General features: G+C 35.6%; 16 protein-coding genes. All 16 read right to left on the bottom strand.

The features are described from left to right. Positions 1-3: 3 nt before the first annotated feature. The 16 genes from argB to Z053_RS0106060 all read right to left on the bottom strand — a co-directional run bounded on the left by argB (position 4) and on the right by Z053_RS0106060 (position 22,094). Positions 4-795 carry an acetylglutamate kinase gene (gene argB / locus Z053_RS0106135; protein WP_035095280.1) on the bottom strand — a complete coding sequence of 264 codons (792 nt, stop codon included), beginning with the start codon at positions 793-795 and terminating at the stop codon, positions 4-6. A 4-nt stretch (positions 796-799) separates the two neighbouring features. Next, positions 800-1,747 carry an N-acetylornithine carbamoyltransferase gene (locus Z053_RS0106130; protein ID WP_025664159.1) on the bottom strand — a complete coding sequence of 316 codons (948 nt, stop codon included), beginning with the start codon at positions 1,745-1,747 and terminating at the stop codon, positions 800-802. Positions 1,748-1,756: 9 nt separating this feature from the next. After that, entirely contained in the window at positions 1,757-2,899 is a 1,143-nt protein-coding gene (locus Z053_RS0106125; protein ID WP_025664158.1) for an aspartate aminotransferase family protein, read from the bottom strand. Positions 2,900-2,912: 13 nt separating this feature from the next. Continuing rightward, a complete protein-coding gene (gene proC / locus Z053_RS0106120; RefSeq protein WP_025664157.1) occupies positions 2,913-3,707 on the bottom strand; it encodes a pyrroline-5-carboxylate reductase in 795 nt (264 codons plus the stop codon). Positions 3,708-3,748: 41 nt separating this feature from the next. Continuing rightward, a complete protein-coding gene (gene argC, locus Z053_RS0106115; protein ID WP_025664156.1) occupies positions 3,749-4,726 on the bottom strand; it encodes an N-acetyl-gamma-glutamyl-phosphate reductase in 978 nt (325 codons plus the stop codon). Next, a complete protein-coding gene (locus Z053_RS0106110; RefSeq protein ID WP_025664155.1) occupies positions 4,723-5,913 on the bottom strand; it encodes an argininosuccinate synthase in 1,191 nt (396 codons plus the stop codon). Before Z053_RS0106110 ends, argC begins: the two co-directional genes overlap by 4 nt. Next, a complete protein-coding gene (locus tag Z053_RS0106105) occupies positions 5,901-6,542 on the bottom strand; it encodes a GNAT family N-acetyltransferase (protein ID WP_025664154.1) in 642 nt (213 codons plus the stop codon). Before Z053_RS0106105 ends, Z053_RS0106110 begins: the two co-directional genes overlap by 13 nt. Before the next feature lie 556 nt (positions 6,543-7,098). Next, a complete protein-coding gene (locus tag Z053_RS0106100) occupies positions 7,099-7,653 on the bottom strand; it encodes a hypothetical protein (RefSeq protein WP_025664153.1) in 555 nt (184 codons plus the stop codon). Positions 7,654-7,832: 179 nt separating this feature from the next. Further along, a complete protein-coding gene (ilvA, locus tag Z053_RS0106095) occupies positions 7,833-9,098 on the bottom strand; it encodes a threonine ammonia-lyase IlvA (RefSeq protein ID WP_025664152.1) in 1,266 nt (421 codons plus the stop codon). Between the two features lie 115 nt (positions 9,099-9,213). Then, complete coding sequence (ilvC, locus tag Z053_RS0106090) at positions 9,214-10,689, bottom strand: ketol-acid reductoisomerase (RefSeq protein ID WP_025664151.1); 1,476 nt, start codon at positions 10,687-10,689, stop codon at positions 9,214-9,216. Between the two features lie 168 nt (positions 10,690-10,857). After that, complete coding sequence (gene ilvN, locus Z053_RS0106085) at positions 10,858-11,391, bottom strand: acetolactate synthase small subunit (protein ID WP_025664150.1); 534 nt, start codon at positions 11,389-11,391, stop codon at positions 10,858-10,860. 78 nt (positions 11,392-11,469) lie between these two features. After that, positions 11,470-13,203 (bottom strand): biosynthetic-type acetolactate synthase large subunit, encoded by a 1,734-nt coding sequence (gene ilvB, locus Z053_RS0106080; protein WP_025664149.1) that lies wholly within the window; start codon positions 13,201-13,203, stop codon positions 11,470-11,472. Positions 13,204-13,362: 159 nt separating this feature from the next. Continuing rightward, a complete protein-coding gene (gene ilvD, locus Z053_RS0106075) occupies positions 13,363-15,039 on the bottom strand; it encodes a dihydroxy-acid dehydratase (protein ID WP_025664148.1) in 1,677 nt (558 codons plus the stop codon). 714 nt (positions 15,040-15,753) lie between these two features. Next, positions 15,754-19,983: a GEVED domain-containing protein gene (locus Z053_RS29890; RefSeq protein ID WP_025664147.1), complete on the bottom strand. Its 4,230-nt coding sequence runs from the start codon at positions 19,981-19,983 to the stop codon at positions 15,754-15,756. Positions 19,984-20,420: 437 nt separating this feature from the next. Then, on the bottom strand, positions 20,421-20,642 hold the full coding sequence (locus Z053_RS0106065) for a hypothetical protein (RefSeq protein ID WP_025664146.1): 222 nt from the start codon (positions 20,640-20,642) through the stop codon (positions 20,421-20,423). An 801-nt stretch (positions 20,643-21,443) separates the two neighbouring features. Beyond that, a complete protein-coding gene (locus Z053_RS0106060; protein WP_025664145.1) occupies positions 21,444-22,094 on the bottom strand; it encodes a response regulator transcription factor in 651 nt (216 codons plus the stop codon). Positions 22,095-22,385 lie beyond the last annotated feature (291 nt).

The following is a 22,385-nucleotide window of genomic DNA, read 5'->3' as shown; positions in this document are numbered from 1 at the left end:
TAGTTATAGACTTAAAGTCGTATGTTTAGTTGTGTTATCCTTTATAAAATCTGCATTTGCAATATGTACCTTATTTACTCTTTTTTGTAAAGCATCAAAGCAATTTTGAAGCTTTGGAAGCATTCCTTCTGTAATCACTTCTGCCTCTCTTAATGCTGTATATTTTTCTAAATCAATATGTTCGATTACAGAATCTTTATCTTCTATATTTTCAAGAACCCCTTTTAATTCGAAACAATAAAATAACGATACCTCATAATCAGCACTCATTTCAGAAGCTATTTCTGAAGCTATTGTATCTGCATTCGTATTAAACAATTGCCCTTGACCATCGTGGGTAACGGCGCAAAAAACTGGTGTAATTTCCTGATTCAAAAATGCTTTTATGATATCGCCATTTACCTTAACAACATCACCAACATATCCGTAATCAACAAATTGCACAGGTCTTTTCTTTGCCAGAATCACATTGGCATCTGCCCCAGTTAATCCCAGAGCATTACAATGGCGATGCTGTAAACCTGCAACAATCGTCTTATTTAATAAGCCTGCATAAGTCATTACAACGATATCCAGGTTCTCTGCAGAAGTAATTCTTCGACCATCAATCATTTCGGTCTTTACTCCTAACTGAGCTGCAAGTCGAGTAGCAGATTTTCCTCCGCCATGAACCAAAATCTTTGGGCCTTCTACTTTAGAAAAATCTTCTAAGAAAGAAGTCAATGCTTCTGGATCTTCTATTATATTTCCACCAATCTTGGCTACCAATAATCTCTTTTTCACATGTTCTCTCATCACATTAAGATTTTTCAAGTATTTTCTTTAAAACCAATTGTGCAGCATATGTTCTGTTATTTGCCTGTTCTATAACAATAGAATTTTTACTATCCAGTACTGCATCATCTACAACTACATTTCTTCGTACTGGTAAGCAATGCATAAATTTTGCGTCATTGGTTAACTTCATTTTTTTGTTTGTAATTTTCCAGGAAAGATCATTATCTATGACCTTACCGTACTCTTGATAAGCACTCCAGTTTTTGACATACACAAAATCGGCATCTTTTAATGCATTTTCCTGGTTGTAATCAATGGGCACCTGTTTAGTAATCTGACTGGCTAACTCAAATCCCACAGGATGGGTTATTACAAAATCTGCGTCCATACGCTGCATCATCTCTACAAAAGAATTAGCAACTGCCTGTGGTAAGGCTTTTGGATGCGGTGCCCATGATAATACAACCTTTGGCTTATCTGTTTTTTTATATTCTGAAATTGTTATAGCATCTGTTAATGCTTGTAATGGATGTCTGGTCGCACTTTCCATATTGATAACCGGTATAGAAGCATGGTTTATAAACCCATGAAGTACTTTTTCGCTGTAGTCATCATCTCTATCTTCCAGCTTTGCAAAAGCTCGTACTCCTAATACATCACAATATTGAGAAACTACCTGGGCAGCTTCTCTTATATGTTCAGAATTTCCCTGATCCATTATGGTGCCGTCTCCATACTCGAGCGACCAGCCTTCTCCTGTAAAATTCATGACCATAACATTCATCCCCAGGTTTAAGGCTGCTTTCTGAGTACTCAAACGGGTACGAAGACTTGGATTAAAAAATAACAATCCTATCGTTTTATCTTTTCCCAAAGTCTTATGGGATAAAGGGTTTTTCTTTATTGCAATTGCTTCCTCTACCCAACCGGGTAAAGAGTCTATATCTTGTATTGAAAAGTAGTTGTTCATTCTTATCTCTTAAATCATTGGTTTTTCTACCAATACACTTTGTAATGCGTTTATAAATTGATCTATCTGCTTTTTCCCAATGGTTAGCGGAGGAAGAATTCGCAATAGCTTTTTATTCATTGCTCCTCCTGTAAAAATATGTTCTTCATAGATGAGTCTTTTTCTTAGTTCACTAACCTCAAAATCAAACTCTAATCCTAGCATTAATCCTTTTCCTTTTACCTTTTGTACTCCGGGAATTTGATATGCTTTAGATTCAAAATATGCTCCTGCTATTCTTGCATTATCAATGAGATGTTCTGCTTCAATCACTTCAAGAACAGATAATGCTGCAACGCAAGCCAGGTGATTACCTCCAAAAGTGGTCCCCAGCATCCCATAATTGGGTTTTATATGTGGGGCAATTAATATACCTCCTATCGGAAAACCGTTACCCATACCTTTTGCTATAGAAATAATATCTGGTGTAATCTCATGATATTGATGTGCAAAAAAATTACCGCTCCTGCCATAACCCGATTGCACTTCATCTGCTATTAAAACAACACCAAACTCATGACATAAGGTTTCTAAGGTTGTAAAAAAAGGAGTCGTACCCTCATCTAACCCTCCTACTCCCTGTATAGGTTCTACAATCACAGCACACACGTCACCTTTTTCTAATTCAATTCTTACGAGCTCAATTTGGTTTAACGGCAAAAAAGTGACGTTTTGCTGAGTATTTAGTGGTGCATTGATTTTAGCATTATCTGTTGCAGCTACTGCTGCAGATGTTCGCCCGTGAAAACCATTATGAAATGCTATCACCCTTGATTTCCCTGTATAAAAAGAAGCTAATTTTAATGCATTTTCATTGGCTTCGGCTCCAGAGTTACACAAAAACAATTGATAGTCATCATATCCCGATAATGCTCCAAGTTTTTTTGCTAATTTGGTTTGTAGACTATTTTGAACAGCATTAGAATAAAAGCCTATTTTCTCTACCTGTTTTTTTATGTTTTGCACATAGTGAGGATGAGAATGACCTATTGAAATCACCGCATGTCCTCCGTACATATCCAAATATTCTATTCCATTTTTATCCACTACGGTAGTGTCATAAGCTTTTACAGGCTCTACATCATATAAAGGGTACACATCAAATAATTTCATAGTATTGGTTGTTCTATTTAATTGTATTTATTTTTTCATAAGAAGCCATCACTCCTTTTATTACCGATGAGCTTAATCCTTGGTGCTCCATTTCATTTAGACCTTCTATGGTACATCCCTGAGGTGTTGTCACCTTATCGATTTCGCGTTCGGGATGAGTTCCATTCTCTGCTACCAATGTTGCAGCTCCTATCGCGGTTTGTACAGCAATGATTTGGGCTTCATGTGGGTGAAATCCCATTTGAATCCCTCCTTGTATCATAGCTCTTAAAAATCTAAGAAAAAATGCTATTCCGCTAGCTCCTAATACCGTAGCAGCTTGCATTAGACGCTCTTCTATAATTAGCGTTTTACCAATGGTATCAAACATCTTTTGTACTATAGCTAATTCTTCTTTTACATCCTCATTAGCTGCAATACAAGTCATTGATAGTTTTTTGGCAGCTCCCGTATTTGGCATTACCCGTACTACTTTATTATTAGAAACTACTGCATTGATTTCGGCAATGGATGTACCTGTTACCGTAGAAATCAATATTTGCTCTGTTGTTACTGTATTTTTTATTTCCTGTAAAACAGCATCCAACTGTCTTGGTTGTACGCAAAGAATTACCCATTTTGCATTTTTTATAGAGGCTACTATATTTTGTGAGGTAGATACGCCTAGTTTTTCTTCAACTTCTTTTAGGTTATATTTTGATTTATCTACTACTGTAATATCAGTAGCTTCAAACAAATCACTATTGACCAATCCAGAAATTATTGATTTGCCTAAGTTTCCTCCTCCTATAATTGTTATTGTGTTCATATTATTTTTTTATACGTTTATTTCAATATGAAATTCTTTTACTAAAACGCACTTGCTTTTAATTCTAACCCTGTTTTTTCTTTTAATCCCAACATTAAATTCATATTATGAATAGCTTGTCCGGATGCTCCTTTGATTAGGTTATCGATTACAGAAGTGATGAGTAACATTCCATTTTTCTTACTAATGTGTAGTATACATTTATTCGTATTTACCACTTGTTTTAAATGAATTTCTTCATCAGAAATCACGGTAAACTCAGCCTTTTTATAGTAGGATGCATACAGTTCTTTTGCCTCTTCTTCGCTACCCTCATATTTTGTGTATATCGTAGCATAAATTCCTTTACTAAAATTTCCTCTATTAGGAATAAAGAAAACCGGGGCTTCAAAATCATGTTGCTCCTGTTTAAGGCTTTGTTTAATCTCTCCCAGGTGTTGGTGCGAGAATACTTTATAACTAGAAAAATTATTATCTCTCCAGCTAAAATGAGTGGTTTCTCCTGGCATCACACCAGCTCCTGTACTTCCTGTTGTAGCATTAATATGTACAGTATCTTTAAGTTTTCCTGCAAAAGCTAATGGTAATAACCCTAACTGAATGGCAGTAGCGAAACAACCCGGATTTGCAATATTTTTTGCTGACCTAATCTTTTCTTTTTCTAACTCTGGCAAACCATATACAAAATCTCTTCCCAGAAACTCATGATCCTCGTTTAATCTAAAATCATTTCCCAAATCAATTACTTTGGTCATTTTTGAAAACGTATTGGTTTCTAAAAACGATCTTGACCTACCATGCCCCAGACACAAAAACAATACATCTACATTTGAGTTTATGGTATCTGTGAACTTAAGATCTATTTCTCCTATCAAATCTGGATGTTGTTTATGAATTGGTACACCTGCATTTGTTGTGCTATACACAAAATCCAGTTTTACTTCTGGGTGATGTACCAATAACCTTAAGAGTTCTCCTGCTGTATATCCAGATCCTCCTATTATTCCTACTTGTATCATGCCTCACTTGGGTTTACATTATGATATATCTTATTAGCATTACCGTAGATTTTTATAAAACCTTTAGCATCATCAGATGTCCAGGAATTATTCATCTCACCATATTGCCCGAAGTCTGATTTCATCATATCGAAATCTGATTCGATTCCTTCCAGCGTAAAGTGATAGGGTTTCAATTTTACTTTTACGTCTCCTGTTACTGATTTTTGAGAGTCTTCCATAAACACTTCTATATTTCTCATTACCGGATCCAGATAGTTTCCTTCATGTAACAACATACCATACCAGTTAGCTAGTTGCTCTTTCCAATATTGTTGCCACTTGGTTAAAACGTGTTTTTCTAAAAGGTGGTGAGCTTTAATGATTACCATTGGTGCAGCTGCTTCAAAACCAACTCTCCCTTTAATACCAATAATTGTATCTCCTACATGGGTATCCCTACCAATGGCAAAAGCACTTGCGAGTTCTTCTAATTTCTGAATGTTATTCACCGGGATATCTTTAACTCCATCTAATCCTACGAGTTCTCCTTTTTCGAAATTTAAGGTGATAACTTCTTCATTTTCTTTTTGAAGTTGACTTGGGTATGCCGTATCTGGTAATGCACGATGCGAAGAAAGGGTTTCTTTTCCTCCTACACTGGTTCCCCAAATACCTTTATTGATTGAGTACTGTGCTTTTTCCCAGCTGTAGTACACCTCGTGTTTTTCCAGATATTCTACTTCGGCCTGACGAGACAGTTTTAAATCTCTAATCGGAGTAATAATTTCGATCTCCGGCGCTAATGTTTGGAAAATCACATCAAATCTTATTTGGTCGTTTCCTGCTCCCGTGCTTCCGTGTGCGATATACTTTGCTCCTACTTTCTTGGCATATTTAATCACCTCTATGGCCTGAAAAATTCGTTCTGCACTTACAGAAAGTGGGTATGTATTATTTTTTAATACATTACCATAAATCAGATACTTAATCGCTTTATCATAAAACTCGTTTAGAATAGTCTTATTTACATGAGATGAACTTCCCAGTTCATATGCTCTTTTTTCTGTCTCCTTTAACTCTTTTTCAGAAAAACCACCTGTGTTAACCAAAATGGTATGTACATCCAGATTTTTTTCATGAATAAGATATTTTACACAATATGAGGTATCCAGTCCTCCGCTATATGCTAATACTACTTTTTCCATAACAACAATTGTTTATTGCTTGTAAGCATTGTTTGTTTAATATTTTTTAATCGTTTTAGTACTTTTTTATCGTACCATTTTTCTTTTTTCTTTACTTCTTTTAAAGGATCGTATAGCATGCCGGTACACAAGCACATTTTATGCTCTTTGGAAGTTAGAATATCATAATTTGTACATGTTTTACACCCTGCCCAAAACTTAGGATCATCTGTTAATTCGGAGAATGTAACGGGTTTATACCCCAAATCAGAATTGATTTTCATTACAGCTAATCCTGTTGTGATACCAAATACTTTGGCCATTGGATATTTCTTCAAAGAATAATTGAATGTAAATTCTTTGATTTTTTTTGCCAGACCTTGATTTCTAAAATTGGGATGTACTATTAAACCAGAATGTGCTACATATTTTTCATGACCCCAGATTTCGATATAACAAAACCCTGCAAATTGATTGCCTGATATGGCTATAACTGCATTCCTATTTTGCATCTTTGTTTGTATATACTCTGGAGTACGTTTAGCTATACCGGTTCCTCTTACTTTGGCAGAGTCGGATATTACTTCGCATATTTCCTTTGCATGACGAAAATGATTTTCGTTAGCAATTATTATTTTTACTTTTTCCATAAACGAATCCCGCTTATTAAAGAAGCTTTTCTATTAAAATTAGTGTTGATTTTTCTGAACCCAGGTTGGTATGCGAATCATATCCCGCTATTTGGCGTGATAAGAATTCTTACTAAATACTTTAAATAGGTTATTTACATAACTATCTAAAAATTCAGTTTTTCTAAAATGGATTCGATGTCTCTAGGGGAAGTAGGGCGCACCTACTTCAAAAGAATATTAGACCCCCAAGGGGCGACGAAAGCGGCGTGTGGGAATAAATGTATTACCAAAATTGTTCAAATATTGAACTTTACTCTCTGTAGATATGTAATTTGCCGTTTTCATAATAGTAACTCTAAATCGTCGGCCGCAGCCCCTTTCGTTAACTAGATGGTACAATATTACGTAAAAAATTAATACAGGAAACAAATTAGTCACAAAACTGATTAACTTTTATCATTTTTATAAAATTCTAAAGTTTTGACTGTTAAATTGATATTCTATATTGTGAATCTCTAACAAAAAAGACGATCTTTTCAGATCGCCTTTTTTAAATTTTTATCTTGAGTTGTTTTTATTTTCCTCCAAAAGTAAACAAAAGCCCTACATTAAATGTAAAATCACTTACTGTAGCCTTTCCATCACCTTCTCCTATTTCTCCTGCATTTAGATAAGCAGCATTAACATTAAGAATACCATATTTAAAACCAAGTGCCGGGCGAAACGAAAAATTAGAAGTTCTTGCCGTGGCTGCAACTCTTGTTCCGTTTGTTGCTGCCTCGATCTGTGCGATATCAGTAATTCCTATAGCAAGACTACCATAAGGTCTAAATCCTTCTTTTTTAAAGTAGTAACGCCCATTTACCATATAACTCCCAAAAGCAACGGTATCATAAGATAATAGACCTGCATCTGCTCCAGTTAAAAAATCTCCATGTACAAAAACAGAAACATCAATATCTTCTGTTATTCCGTATCCCAGTTCAAGGTGCCCAGAAAACCCTCCATCTGTGATATCGGCAATATCTCCAGAAGGAATAGCATAACCAACACCAAAACCAAGTTTAACCTGCGCATTTGTTGTTAATCCTAGTAAAGCAACTACAGCAAAAAGTAAAAGTTTTTTCATAATAGATTTAGTTTTTATCGTTTAAGTGCGTGAATATATCGATAAAGAGCCAAATATTGCACATTTTCATCAAAAAAAGCTAAGAAAAACTATAACCTATTGACAACAAATCTGTTGAAGGTCATAAAAAACTTGATGATTAAGGATAGATAATACTATGCAATGTTAGTTTGATCAAATCATATTAAAAACTGAAAAAGATCGGGTTTATCATTAAGGTAATCTCCAAAGAAATTAAGAGCCTTCATCCTGGAGACCAAAGGTTCCAGATCTTTCTTATCTTTTAGTTCAATCCCAACCACTGCGGGGCCATTTTCTCTACTAGATTTTTTCGAATATTCAAAATGAGTGATATCATCATTTGGGCCTAGCACTTCTCCTACAAATTGTTTTAATGCGCCTGCTCGTTGCGGAAAACGAACAATGAAATAGTGTTTTAAATCTGCATATAACAAAGCTCTTTCTTTAATCTCTGCAGTACGGGTAATATCATTATTACTACCACTTACAATACATACTACATTTTTACCTTTGATTTTATCTTTATAAAATTCTAGAGCTGCCAGAGTTAGCGCTCCTGCCGGTTCGACTACAATAGCATCTCTATTATATAAATCTAAAATAGTCTGGCACACCAACCCTTCGGGAACTGTATACATATCAGAGAGGTATTCTTTACAAATATCAAAGTTAAGATCTCCTACTTTCTGAACTGCTGCACCATCGATAAATTTATCAATATTAAAAATCTCTGTATTCTTATTATTTTGGATAGATGATAACATAGAAGGTGCTCCTTCTGGTTCGACACCAATAATTTTTGTCTTTGGCGATAAAGCCTTCATTGCTCCGCATAATCCCGAGGCCAAACCACCGCCACCAATAGCCACAAAAATGTAATCAATAGGTACATCGGTCTGCTTAAAAATCTCAAGTCCGATTGTTCCTTGTCCTTCTATAGTTTTTGGATCCTCAAAAGGATGCACAAAGGTTTTCCCTTCAGAGGTACAGGTTTCCATCGCTGCTTTATACGAATCATCAAAAGTATCGCCTTCGAGAACAATTTTTACATGATCACCACCAAACATTTGCGTCTGTGCTACCTTTTGTTTTGGGGTTACCGAAGGCATATAAACTGTGCCTTCTATTCCCAAATGATGGCAGGCAAATGCGACCCCTTGTGCATGATTACCTGCACTGGCACAAACAACTCCCTTTTCTAGTTCTTCTTGAGTAAGCGAACTTATTTTATTAAAAGCACCTCTTATCTTATAGGAACGAACACGTTGAAGATCTTCTCGTTTCAATAAAATATTAGCATCGTATCTGCGAGAATACCGAATACTATTCATAAGAGGAGTAACCATAGCCACTTCTTTTATCGTTGAAGCTGCCTTTTGGATATCCTCTAATTCAGGAAAATAGGTTGTGGTTATGGTGCTCATAATTTAAGTTTACGCTGGTCTTTTACTTACTATTCTTGCCGGCTCAGATCCATCAAAGGTTACACAATACACATCTCAAAACTCCAACAGATCTGGCCTGACAAAATTAAATGTATTATACTATAGGCTTCATTGCCGTCATCGATGCTCTTAATCGAGAACCAACAACTTCTATAGGGTGATTTCTTATAATTGCATTTACTTCTATTAGCTTAGCATTATCTACTCCATTCTCTTTTCCTTCATCGTATGCTTTTCCGATAACATCGGTATCTATTTTTTTCATAAAATCTGCTAGTAAAGGCTTACAAGCATGATCAAATAAATAACAACCGTATTCTGCTGTGTCAGAAATCACACGATTCATTTCGAACAATTTCTTACGTGCAATCGTATTGGCAATAAGTGGAGTCTCGTGTAACGATTCATAATATGCAGACTCTTCAATAATTCCAGAATCTGTCATTGCTTCAAAAGCCAGTTCAACACCAGCTCTTACCATAGCTACCATTAACACACCATTATCATAGAATTCTTGTTCAGAAAGTTCAATATCTCCTGCAGGCGTTTTCTCGAATGCAGTCTCTCCTGTTTCTGCTCTCCAGGATAATAAATTCTTATCATCATTAGCCCAGTCTTCCATCATAGTTTTAGAAAAATGTCCTTGCATGATATCATCCATATGTTTTCGAAATAATGGACGCATAATATCTTTTAATTCTTCAGAAAGTTCAAATGCCTTAATCTTTGATAAATTTGATAATCGATCCATCATATTTGTGATTCCTCCATACTTCATCCCTTCGGTAATGGTTTCCCAACCGTATTGGATTAATTTAGAAGCATATCCTGGATCGATTCCTTTTTCTATCATTTTGTCAAAACATAAAATAGACCCGGTTTGCAGTAATCCACAAAGAATGGTCTGCTCTCCCATGAGATCTGATTTTACTTCGGCTACAAAAGAAGATTCTAACACTCCTGCTCTATGACCACCTGTTCCTGCTGCATAGGCTTTTGCCTGATCCAAACCATGTCCCTGAGGGTCATTTTCTGGATGTACCGCTATTAATGTAGGTACTCCAAACCCTCTTTTATACTCTTCTCTCACTTCTGATCCCGGACATTTTGGTGCTACCATAATCACCGTAAGATCATCTCTTACTTCCATACCTTCCTCTACAATATTAAACCCGTGTGAGTATGATAAAGTTGCTCCTTTTTTCATTAGTGGCATTACTGTATTTACCACTTGAGTATGTTGTTTATCTGGTGTTAAATTAATAACCACATCTGCATTAGGAATCAATTCTTCATAGGTTCCTACATTGAATCCGTTATCAGATGCATTTTTGAAAGATTGTCTTTTTTCTTTGATCGCTGCTTCACGAAGCGCATACGAAATATCCAAACCAGAGTCTCTCATGTTTAACCCTTGGTTAAGTCCCTGGGCTCCACACCCTACGATAACCATTTTTTTCCCTTTTAATGCATCTACACCTGCCGAAAACTCTTCAGCATCCATAAATCTGCACTTTCCTAGTTGTGTTAGTTGATCTCTTAATGATAGCGTATTAAAGTAATTTGCCATTTCTTTCTTAATTTGTTGTGATTTCCGTTAGGAAATTTGATTTAATTTTGATTTTTAGTTGTTTCAATTTTTATGGTGTATCCCTGAGTCAAGTTCAGGGTCGGGCTATTCGTTATATCTTTTTGTTTGTCTCCTTCGATCAACCAAAAAGGATGTCACTACTATCCCTTACACAGCTTCCATTCCAAAATTTTCTAATATTTTAGAAATATGCATCTTTTCTTTGGTTATTGAAATTCTTCCAGAACGTACAAATTGCATTAAACCATATGGTTCTAATTGATCATATAATGCCTCGACATCTCTACGTCGTCCTGTTTTTTCTAATACAAAAAACTCTGGAGTTACGGTAACGATATTAGCATTACTATCCTTTATTACATTCTGGATTTTACGTTCCTCGAATAACAGTTTCGAAGCAATCTTAAACAAAGCGGTTTCCTGATAAATGGTCTCATCATCTTTATGATAAAAAGCTTTAATCACCTCTATTTGTTTTTCAATCTGTCCGATAATCTTTTTTACCTGTTCTTCGGTTATGCTTACCACTATTGTAAAACGAAATACATCCTTAATCTCTGATACCGAAGCAGTAAAACTCTCAAGATTGATATGTCGTCTTAAAAATATTGCCGAAATCCTGTTCAACAATCCTATATTATTTTCGGTATACACCGATATGGTATAATTTTCTTTTTTCATTGTTAGTATATTGTATGATTGTATACATCCTGGCCGAAGTCTATACTGATTTAGACAAACCAGAACAACAAAATCGTATTACTCTAATCTTATATCCGAAACTGATGCTCCTGTAGGAATCATCGGAAATACATTATTTTCTTTCTCTACACATACTTCTAAAAAATATGGTTCTTTGCTTGCTATCATCTCTGCGATTGCTTCTTGCAAATTTTCTCTTTTGGTAACTCTTGTAGATTTGATATGATACCCTTCTGCTATTTTTATAAAATCTGGATTTACCATCTCTGTAGACGCATATCGCTTATCAAAAAACAGTTGCTGCCATTGGCGTACCATTCCCAGAAAATCATTGTTTAGCACTACGATCTTTACCGGTACTTTGGTCTGGAAAATCGTACCTAATTCCTGTATTGTCATTTGGTATCCGCCATCTCCTATAATTGCTACGACTTCTCTATCCGGAACTCCCATTTTTGCTCCAATCGCTGCTGGTAATGCAAACCCCATTGTACCTAAACCACCAGAAGTAATATTACTCTTAGATTTATTAAACTCTGCATATCTACAAGCAATCATTTGATGTTGACCAACATCGGATACAATAACTGCATCGCCTTTGGTTTCTTTATTAATTCCTCTAAGTACTTCGCCCATAGAAAGCCCTTCCTGGCTAGGGAACAATTCTTCTTTAATTACTTTATCATATTCTATTGCATCATAATCTCTAAACTCCTGTAACCAAGAATCATGAGAATTTGACTGTATCATTGGAAGTATCTGTGACAGCGTATCTTTAACATCACCCATTACCGCAACATCAACTTTTACATTTTTATTTATCTCTGCCGGATCAATCTCAAAATGTACGATTTTGGCCTGCTTGGCATAAGTCTCTAAATTACCGGTAACTCTATCATCAAAGCGCATTCCGATTGCTAGTAGTAAATCACATTCGTTAGTTAGCTTATTGGGCCCGTAGTTACCATGCATACCTACCATTCCTACGTTTAACGGATGTGAAGTTGGCAAAGCAGAAAGTCCCAAAATAGTCCATGCAGATGGTGTTCCTGATTTCTCTATAAAGTTTTTTAACTCCTCTTCTGCTTCTCCAAGGATTACCCCCTGGCCAAAAACAACCATCGGCTTTTTTGCTTTATTTATAAGCTTAGCTGCCTGTTCTAGGCTTTTTAGATCTGTTTCGGGTACAGGTTTGTAACTACGTACGCCTTTACATGTTGAGTATGCAAAGTCTAGTTCACCAAACTGTGCATCTTTTGTAATATCGATTAACACCGGGCCTGGTCGACCAGAACGAGCAACATAAAAAGCTTTTGCCAATACTGCAGGAATATCTTCGGCTTTGGTAACTTGGTGATTCCATTTGGTGATTGGTGTAGAGATTCCTATAATGTCTGTTTCCTGAAACGCATCTGATCCCAGCAAGTGCGATCCTACCTGGCCTGTAATACATACCATGGGTGTAGAATCTATTTGTGCATCTGCGATTCCCGTTACAAAATTAGTAGCCCCCGGTCCAGAAGTAGCTATCGCAACCCCAACTTTACCACTTGTTCTGGCATATCCTTGTGCTGCATGAGTTGCTCCTTGTTCATGCCTGGTTAATACATGATGTAACTGATCCCTATATTTGTATAACTCATCATAGACTGGCATTATGGCTCCGCCAGGGTATCCATAAATTAAATCTACTCCTTCTGCCAACAGACACCGAATTACTGCCTCTGCGCCTGTCATACGCTCTGTTGATATTTTGGTTTCTTTTTTTAACGTTTGCGTTTGTGTTTCCATACACTCTTATTTTAGAGGCTAGACCTTTAGAAACTAGAGTCTAGACTTTTTTTAGATTCTGATCTTCATCAGAATGATAATTTATCTTTTATCAGCATCAAATGCTGTTCTTTTTTAGATTCTGATCCCGTTCTTCAACAGGATTACATATTGCCAGAATTAGAATTCATCGGTTACACATCCTTGTGATGCAGAGGATACTGTATGTGCGTATTTGTACAGTACTCCTTTATCAAACTTTAATGCTGGTTGAACCCAGGAAGCTTTTCTTTTTTCGATCTCAGCTTCACTAATATCTACAGTAATCGAGTTGGTCTCTGCATCAATAGTAATGATATCTCCATCTTGTACTAAAGCAATCAAACCTCCTTCTTGTGCTTCTGGTGTGATATGTCCAACAACAAATCCATGCGTTCCTCCAGAAAATCTTCCATCTGTAATTAAGGCTACGTCCTTACCTAAACCAGCTCCCATAATAGCGGCAGTAGGTTTTAACATTTCTGGCATTCCCGGTCCTCCTTTTGGACCTTCGTATCTTATGACGACTACATCGCCTTTTTCTACTTTTCCATCTCTAATACCATCATTAGCATCATATTCTCCATCAAAAACTTTGGCTTTCCCTTGAAAACGCAATCCTTCTTTACCAGTAATTTTTGCAACACATCCGTCTTCAGACAGGTTACCAAACATAATTCTAAGGTGTCCTGTTGGTTTAATTGGATTTTCTATTGGTTTAATAACGTCCTGTCCTTCTGAAAGATCAGGGACATCTAATAGATTTTCTGCAATTGTTTTTCCGGTAACGGTTAAACAATCTCCGTGTAGTAATCCTTTCTTTAGAAGGTATTTTAATACCGCAGGAATTCCTCCAACTTCATGCACATCTTCCATAAGATATTTACCGCTTGGTTTAAGGTCTGCCAAAAACGGTGTTTCGTCACTAATTCTCTGAAAATCTGCTAATGTAAACTCTACATCGGCTGCTCTGGCAATTGCCAAAAAGTGTAATACAGCATTCGTAGAACCACCAAGTACAGTAACTAAACGTATTGCATTTTCGAGTGACTTTCTGGTCACTATATCTTTAGGTTTGATATCCTTTTCTAATAGCGTTCGCATAGCACGACCTGCCTGGATACTTTCTTCTTCTTTATGCTTACTTATTGCTGGATTCGAAGAGTTGTAGGGTAAAGACATTCCTAATGCTTCGATTGCAGAAGCCATAGTATTGGCGGTATACATTCCTCCACAAGCTCCTGCTCCCGGACATGCTTTTTCTATGACACTTTTATATTCTGATTGGGATATTGTACCGGCTACTTTTTCTCCCCAGGCTTCAAAAGCAGAAACTACATCTAATTTTTTACCTTCATGACATCCAGATGCTATAGTTCCTCCGTAAACTAAAACCGAAGGGCGATTTAATCGAAGCATTGCCATTAATGCCCCTGGCATATTTTTATCGCAACCAACAACAGTTACCATACCATCATAAGACATTGCCTGTACCACGGTCTCCATCGAATCTGCAATTACATCACGAGATGGTAATGAAAAACGCATTCCTGGTGTTCCCATAGAAATCCCATCACTTACTCCGATAGTATTAAATATGAGCCCGACGACATCCTCTTCTACTGTTCCTTGTTTTACCAATTTAGCAAGATCATTAAGGTGCATGTTACATGGATTCCCTTCATAACCTGTACTGGCGATTCCGACTAATGGTTTATTAAAATCCTCATCGGTTAAACCAATTGCGTGAAGCATTGCCTGTGCGGCAGGTTGCGTGTCATCTTGAGTGACTTGTTTACTATACTTATTGATGCTCATTTCTTTTTTGAATATCAGTTTTTACGAATTATTTAAAATTTTAACTTTTACCCTATGATGTATGCATTAGATTGAATAAACCACAGTATAAAATTATTTTGTTGTAGCTAAACATGTGTACATTATTCAATATCCTTACAATATCCAATAGCCTCTTTACACATACTAACAGTTGATTTACAGCATTTTATGTTTTTATAATTTACAATCACTATTTGATAATTTTATTTAAATATTCTTTATACATCAAAAAAAACTCCCTTCATTTCTGAAGGGAGTCTGTATTTATTTATATACAATAATGTCCCTTCATCATGGTGAAATAATCACAATAATGACAATGACATTACTAATTATGTTGCTAAATATTCTCATTTCTATTGTATATACTTTATTTTAGATTATAATCTTAAATCTTTTATATAAAAAAAATCCCTTTACTCGAGTAAAGGGATTTTAATATCTTATAGTATAGTATTAATACATCCCTTATCGAGGTGAAATAATCACCTCAATAATAATGACTGTATTAATATTTATGTTTCTTGTATTCATTTATATGGTCAAATATAGGAAAATATTTTTTTGAAATACAAATACTAAATTATTTTTTAAGTAAACTCTTCTTGATTTCATTAAAAACAAGACCTTTCATCAAAATGAAAGGCCCAATTTTAAATTCTGATTTTTGACTACTTAGAATTCAATTTTATATTAAAACTTAACAAGTCTTAAGGTTTCTGTATGCTTATTAGCTTGTATTTTCACAAAATAATTCCCAGATGATTTTATTTGATCTCCTAATCGTATTGTACCTGGGTTTTTACTATATTTTTTATGGATCAATTCTTTTCCTAACAAATTATATACGGTTATTGTAAATGTATCACTTTCTAATCTCGATACGTCTATAGTAACGGTTTCTTCAAATGGATTAGGGTATATACTAACCTTATTTTCTGAAGTTCTTTCTTTTTGTCTGGTTAGCCTTTTTGTAAGTAAACCTTGACCAGCAGTAGTATTGTATGCATAATCCTTGATCGTATATGACAATCCATCATTAGCTACTGTAGCATAAAACCATCCATAATGTGTATTTCCCCCTATTTTGAAGGTAAACCCTATATACCCCGATTTACCTCTCCAATCTGTATAGGAAGAAGAACTTATAACAAAACTATTAGAATTGGCTACAAAATTACTGGCTGCACCAATCTCTATGCCTTCTCCTATAAATGTAGCATTATTAGTTGTTCCTTCACAAACAACATCTTTTCCATAAGTCACTAGTCGAAGTGAGTTATTGGTAAACCATCCTCCAAAATCATTATCATCACCAACTTCTATTCTAAAGAAATTCCAGGTACTTGAAGAGTTTGTTGTTTCATCACTCATATCTACATAGACCACAGTTCCATTAGTAGCACAAGGACTACAAGAACCTCCACAATCTACGCCAGTCTCATCCCCATTCTGGATACCATCGTTACAAGTAGGACTTGTAGTTTCTCCTACTGTTACAGTATAATCTTCTACTTCTCCTAAATAAGTATCAGTACCACAAGGTGTTATTTTTGCTTGCGATCCATATCCTACTCTAACTCTCATACGTAAAGAAGTATTTGATACTGCCCCTGACGGAGGTGTAATACTAGCTGTATAGGGTCCTCCTGCATATCTTGAATAAACGAGTTCTCCTGCATCGGTAAAATCACCATTACGATTCCAATCGATCCAAACCCCTACTGCATTGTACGTCCATGTATTATTGTTTAAAGTCACGGTTAATGAGGTAGCTTGACCACTGGTAAGATTGGTAGAGATACCGGTGTAATCCGAATATGCTGTGTTTGTCGAAGTATTGTTAATACTTCCAAACGTTACGTTAGTAATATGTAATGTACTATTACCGGTGGTAGATGCATTACAATAGACGATATCGTTTGGGTTCTGGGTCGTCACATTTACTGTATTACTCGATGCCGATTCATTTCCGGCCGCATCTTTAGCTTTTACCGAGAATGAATACGCTGTATTGGCTGTTAACCCGGAAACATTGTACGATGTTCCTGTTACTGTTGTTAACCTAGTAGTACCTCGATATACATCATATCCTGTCACTCCAACATTATCGGTAGAAGCAGTCCAACTTAAGCTCAACGTTGTTTGTGCTACATTAGAAGCTGTCAAATTACTTGGTGCCGTTGGTGCTTGGGTATCATTAGGGTTATTAGTAGTAGTCACATTAACTACATTACTTGACCTGGAGACATTACCCGCAACATCCTTAGCTCTAACAGAGAAATTATAAGCAGTTCCAGCGGTTAAACCAGTAACATTATAAGTAGTTCCTGTAACGGTACCTATGTTCGTACTTCCTTGATATACATCATATCCAGTTACCCCTACATTATCGGTAGAAGCGTTCCAGTTAAGGGTTAAAAAAGTATTCCCTACACCCGAGGCTACCAAATTAGTAGGTGTACTTGGAGCCTGTGTATCGGGAGTTCCATCACCTTTAATAAACACAAAATAATCTTCTACTTCATCACCATTGGTTCTTGCTGTTCCACAAGGCTCAGGGGCAGTATGTATTTTATAACGTACTCTTAATCTGGTCGCGCCACTTTTTGCAGTATTCGGAACTACAACTGTTTTTGTTATACCACCGGCACCATTGGTTGCCAGTAAAACTTCTTCACCTGCATCTTCAAAATCTCCATCTTTATTCCAATCAATCCAAGCTCCAAAATAATTAGGGTCCCAAAAATCGATTCCCGGATTAACGGTTAAAGTATAAGACCCTCCTTTAACAAGATTGGTTCCCAGATTCGTAAAATCAGAATACGAACTATTTTCACTTTTATTAATGATATCCCCAAAGATCACTTCGGCTATATAGTTATTACCCTGATAACCCGCAGCACAATAATTTGTAGGCATAGGATCAGGATTTCCATCTGTTATACTAAAATTAGCATTGGTAACATCGAAAAAGATATGATTGGTACCTCTTACCATAATTCTATTTACACCTCCTTCATTGTTAGGTATAGTAATTTGTTGAGAACCATCATTAGGTACTGCCGAAGCTAATGTTATTGGGTATGTATTTCCACCATCTGTAGATAACAAAATATCAACAGTTGCTGCATTTATCCCATTTCCTGTAGTTCCTGCTACGTTCCAGGTTACCGTTTGTGTAGAGCCTACGGGCGCATTAAATCTAGTGTTTTGAGAAGTAATCACAAAAGGACCAGCAGTTCCACTTACCGTAATAACAGCATCCTTAGAATCTGTATTACCTCCTCCCGGATGATTATCCCTTACTGTGAATCTAAAATTCATAGTTCTAGCAACAGAAGGTGTTACCTCCCATTCAGAAGAAGCATTTCCAGCTTTTATGGTAGAAAGGTCAGGCATATAACGATTTGGAGAGGATGAAGGAGGTTTATAACGGAATAAAGGACCGTTAGTTGACGTAGCACGAGGAGGCATCGGAGCTATTTCTTTATCCATTTGGTTCCAGGTATATGTTAGTTGGTTGGAGGCTGTATTAGGATCAGTAGCTGATCCTTCTAATATAAATGGAGTAGATCTTGGAATCGTATAATTACCTCCTATACTAGCTACTGGCGCACTATTACCTATTGATCTTAGGGTAGCACAACTTTCAATGCTTAAAATATGATTCCACATTTCATCTATTTGTTTCGCATGAAAAAAAACATATTGCGTATTTTCTGTATTAGGAGCACAACCTGTATATGCCATGATAGTATTACCCCCTCCTGGTTCAACGGCACCTTCGTCAAGACGATTACCCCCACAGGAGTTGTTAAACGAATGGTTAGCACCGAATTGATGGCCTATTTCATGAACGAATGTGCGATAGAAATAATCTGCGACAGATGTAAAAGGATGTGCACCAGTAGCTCCCTGGGCTTTTTTACTATCATCACACACAGCTCTTAAAGCTCCACGTCCAGTCCCATCTGAATCTAAAACATGGCCAATATCATAGTTAGCGTTACCAATTGCGGCATCAAGAACACCTTGACCTTCATTTACCGATATTGAAGTATTACCATGTGTAATACCATCAGTTGCTCCATCAAGAAAAATGGAATTCTCAATATTAGGTACTAATTCAAATGTAGTTCCAAGATCTCTTTCATAAACCGCATTCACTCTCGTCATCAGTGCATTCAACTCGGCAAGTACTGCTGCTTTCCTTTGTTGAGTTGAACCATTTGTAACGCCTGCCTTATCAGTATAAATTTTAGACAATTCTCCTGTTACTGCTATAGCCATTCGGTAGACTCTAACACGACCATCATTAGCGTCTTTTCTTGCTTTGTTTGATTTTTCAGCTTGCTTTGTACTTTTTTCTGAAAAAGTTTCGGCTGCATTATTAATTATTTGACAGTTAATTGGTTCTGATCCATCCGTTTTTGAAGTAACCATATACGTTTTACTAGTACTAGTAGAAGGTTTGATATTCGTTATTGTAGCATCAGGTTTCATAATCATAGCTCTAAAGCTATTATACGCCAAACTAAAATGTACTACTTCGTTTTCTCCATTAACAGATGTACCAACATACGATTTAATATCTGGGAACTTTTTGGCTAAATCCGGATGCAAAACATTGGTTTCCTTTACACGGTATTTTTTAAATCTTCCGTCTTCAGTAGGAAGTATGATAATGACATTTGATTTTCCAAATGAATTAAATCTTTTTGGACAGTGAGACAAAACTTTTTTTAGTTTTTCAACACTAAGATGATATGTGTTTTGGTGTGAAGTTTCTGTATTATTCTTTATGGAAGAAATGTTTTCGTTTTCAATTGGGCTACTATTTTTTTTCCAAAAATTATGGGTTTGTGAAAATCCAAATTGGAAAACAAATAAGCCTATAAATAAGACAAGTTGATTTTTCATGATTTAATTTTTAATAGTTAATCAAGTTGTTGATAAATGAGAATCAACATCTTTTGCAAAAGCAAGCAATGAATTGGAAAACTCACTGTAGCTTTTAGCAACAATACTTTCGTTGAATAGCACACATACTGCCATTCTTTACTAATAATTTTTGTGAATTCATAACCTAAGCTTAATAGTGATTAAAAAAATTGAAGAATTTAAACAACCTCTCTTGATTTGATTTCAAGAGGGATTGTATTAGATTAAAACCACTCGTTATGTTCTACACCTTACTGCTAAGGTCGAAAATAAACAGTCTATTTCAGTTAATGATTATTCGACTATAATTCTTACTGAATCTGTTCATTTTCCTAGCGTAACTGTTACCAAATACAGTCCCATATTTAATTGATTTGCATTAAACTGAACTGTTTTGGTTTGCTTCTTTTGATGTACTAAACTCTACTGCTTTGCCAGGGTTTTGTTTTTTTTAGTAAGGCTTGTTTTTGAAGTATTTTTTCAAATTCTTTAGCTTTTTCAAAAGCCTCTGGGTTCTGTTTGTAGTATTCTTGCTGAGTTTCCTCGAATGAGCAACTCTTTTCTTTTTGGTGTTGACCCATAATCGGCCAAATTATCAACCCCATTAGAATCGATAAAAACGTGTTTGTTGTTTTCATTAGATAGTTAAGTTTTGTGTTAGTTCACAAAATTAATGCTATTCTAACCCTCTGAAATATACTATACTAGCAACACTTAATACTATCTTACCCAGAATAGCATTTATTTCAATATTTTAACATTTAAAATTCAATATCCTCTAAACAAAACAATGTTTTAAAGCATTTTTATCAATATAAATGTTAATTGATTTAATAATTAACATTATACAAAAATTAGATTTCTTTCTATATTCATCAATACCTACACAAAGTATTCGGAATGAAATATACTTTTTGCAACCAAAACACTCGGTGAAGCCCAGGAAGACAATTTTTTTTTTGCGAAATCGTTTGGTAACGTCATAGAAATCTGACTGACGTAAATTTTCTTATATAGACCCCACGTTAACTATAAGATGAATATCCCCGCCTATACCGGGATTGGTTCAACCTACTATTTTGAATGCGCTTTGCAAGTACATGACAAAAATTCACACAACATAGAGGTGAGTTGATGTGTCATTCCGTTGAAGAACGGAATCCACTTATTAATAACGCTATGCCAAAATGGGTTCCAGTCCCGTTCTCCAACGGGATGACAGGTTGCTGGAATGACAAAAAAATAACGAATACACATATAATTCACTAAAAACAAATAACTTATACTATGATATAGATTTTTCATCATGTAATTAGATACACTTTACAAGCTTTTCATAACAGAGATACCTTCTTCTCCACAAATGGATCCCAGTCTACACTGGGATTGGTTCAACCAGCCATTTTGAATGCGCTTTACAAGCTTTTCAAAATAGGGTTTCACTCAATCTTAAAAAGTTTATTTTTCATGCAATAGATCACCAAGCCTACTCTGGTTTTTACTTCTAACTTCTTAAAAACCGTTTCTCTATAATTCTCTATTGTTTTAGGGCTCAACCCCATTTCTCCGGCGATACTCCTATAGGTAAGTTCTGAACATGCGTATTTTAAAAATACTCGTTCCTTATCGGTTAATTTCTCCTGTAGGTTTTTACTGCTTCCGGCTTCTTCAGAATTACGTAGCGCTGTTTCTATTTTACCCGAATAATAAAATCCTTGTTCTATCACCATCTTCATAGCAAATTCAAAATTTTCGGGATGTATATCTTTTAGCAAATATCCTTTGGCTCCTGCCCTAAGCATTCTAATAATGGTTTCTTCGTCATCCTCCATTGTTAGTGCCAGCACTTTTTGATCCGGTCGATTTTCTTTAAGCCATTGCATCGTTTGCACACCATCCATCACAGGCATTTTTACATCCAAAAGAATAAGATCTGGTGTCTTTCTTTTATGTAAGTAATATTGTGTAAGCTCTTTTCCATTTTTTAGAATAGCCAACACCTCATATTCCTCAAGTTTAGATATTAAACTCTCTAGTGATTGTGCAAATAAAAGATGATCATCGACAATAACTATAGTCTTCTTCTTCATCTGTTTTTTTTTATTGTTTATTAATTGTCAGATCAAATTCGCCATTATATATTTTGGATGGTATAGATATTAGTTAAGAATGGCTCCTTTTACCTGTATTACTTTTTGTATTAATTATCTCTTTTTTTAAATATTTAAATTTTACAAGTATCTACATCGAAGCATTGCTTCTTATTTAAGAACTCATCTTAAGTAATGTTTTAGCCTACAAAATTCACATTTTCTACCCTAATTTTGCTAATTTTTTTCAACGTAGCTAAGGCTATGCTGAAAAAAATAACTTCATTATGG

This window comes from Aquimarina megaterium XH134, assembly GCF_000520975.1.
Lineage (GTDB): Bacteria > Bacteroidota > Bacteroidia > Flavobacteriales > Flavobacteriaceae > Aquimarina > Aquimarina megaterium.
The sequence above is the reverse complement of the archived record's forward strand: the minus strand, read 5'-3'. Positions and strand labels throughout refer to the sequence as shown.

Coding starts and splice junctions, on each gene's coding strand:
- argB (WP_035095280.1), bottom strand. CDS start 795: ATGAGAGAACATGTGAAAAAGAGATTATTGGTAGCCAAGATTGGTGGA.
- Z053_RS0106130 (WP_025664159.1), bottom strand. CDS start 1,747: ATGAACAACTACTTTTCAATACAAGATATAGACTCTTTACCCGGTTGG.
- Z053_RS0106125 (WP_025664158.1), bottom strand. CDS start 2,899: ATGAAATTATTTGATGTGTACCCTTTATATGATGTAGAGCCTGTAAAA.
- proC (WP_025664157.1), bottom strand. CDS start 3,707: ATGAACACAATAACAATTATAGGAGGAGGAAACTTAGGCAAATCAATA.
- argC (WP_025664156.1), bottom strand. CDS start 4,726: ATGATACAAGTAGGAATAATAGGAGGATCTGGATATACAGCAGGAGAA.
- Z053_RS0106110 (WP_025664155.1), bottom strand. CDS start 5,913: ATGGAAAAAGTAGTATTAGCATATAGCGGAGGACTGGATACCTCATAT.
- Z053_RS0106105 (WP_025664154.1), bottom strand. CDS start 6,542: ATGGAAAAAGTAAAAATAATAATTGCTAACGAAAATCATTTTCGTCAT.
- Z053_RS0106100 (WP_025664153.1), bottom strand. CDS start 7,653: ATGAAAAAACTTTTACTTTTTGCTGTAGTTGCTTTACTAGGATTAACA.
- ilvA (WP_025664152.1), bottom strand. CDS start 9,098: ATGAGCACCATAACCACAACCTATTTTCCTGAATTAGAGGATATCCAA.
- ilvC (WP_025664151.1), bottom strand. CDS start 10,689: ATGGCAAATTACTTTAATACGCTATCATTAAGAGATCAACTAACACAA.
- ilvN (WP_025664150.1), bottom strand. CDS start 11,391: ATGAAAAAAGAAAATTATACCATATCGGTGTATACCGAAAATAATATA.
- ilvB (WP_025664149.1), bottom strand. CDS start 13,203: ATGGAAACACAAACGCAAACGTTAAAAAAAGAAACCAAAATATCAACA.
- ilvD (WP_025664148.1), bottom strand. CDS start 15,039: ATGAGCATCAATAAGTATAGTAAACAAGTCACTCAAGATGACACGCAA.
- Z053_RS29890 (WP_025664147.1), bottom strand. CDS start 19,983: ATGAAAAATCAACTTGTCTTATTTATAGGCTTATTTGTTTTCCAATTT.
- Z053_RS0106065 (WP_025664146.1), bottom strand. CDS start 20,642: ATGAAAACAACAAACACGTTTTTATCGATTCTAATGGGGTTGATAATT.
- Z053_RS0106060 (WP_025664145.1), bottom strand. CDS start 22,094: ATGAAGAAGAAGACTATAGTTATTGTCGATGATCATCTTTTATTTGCA.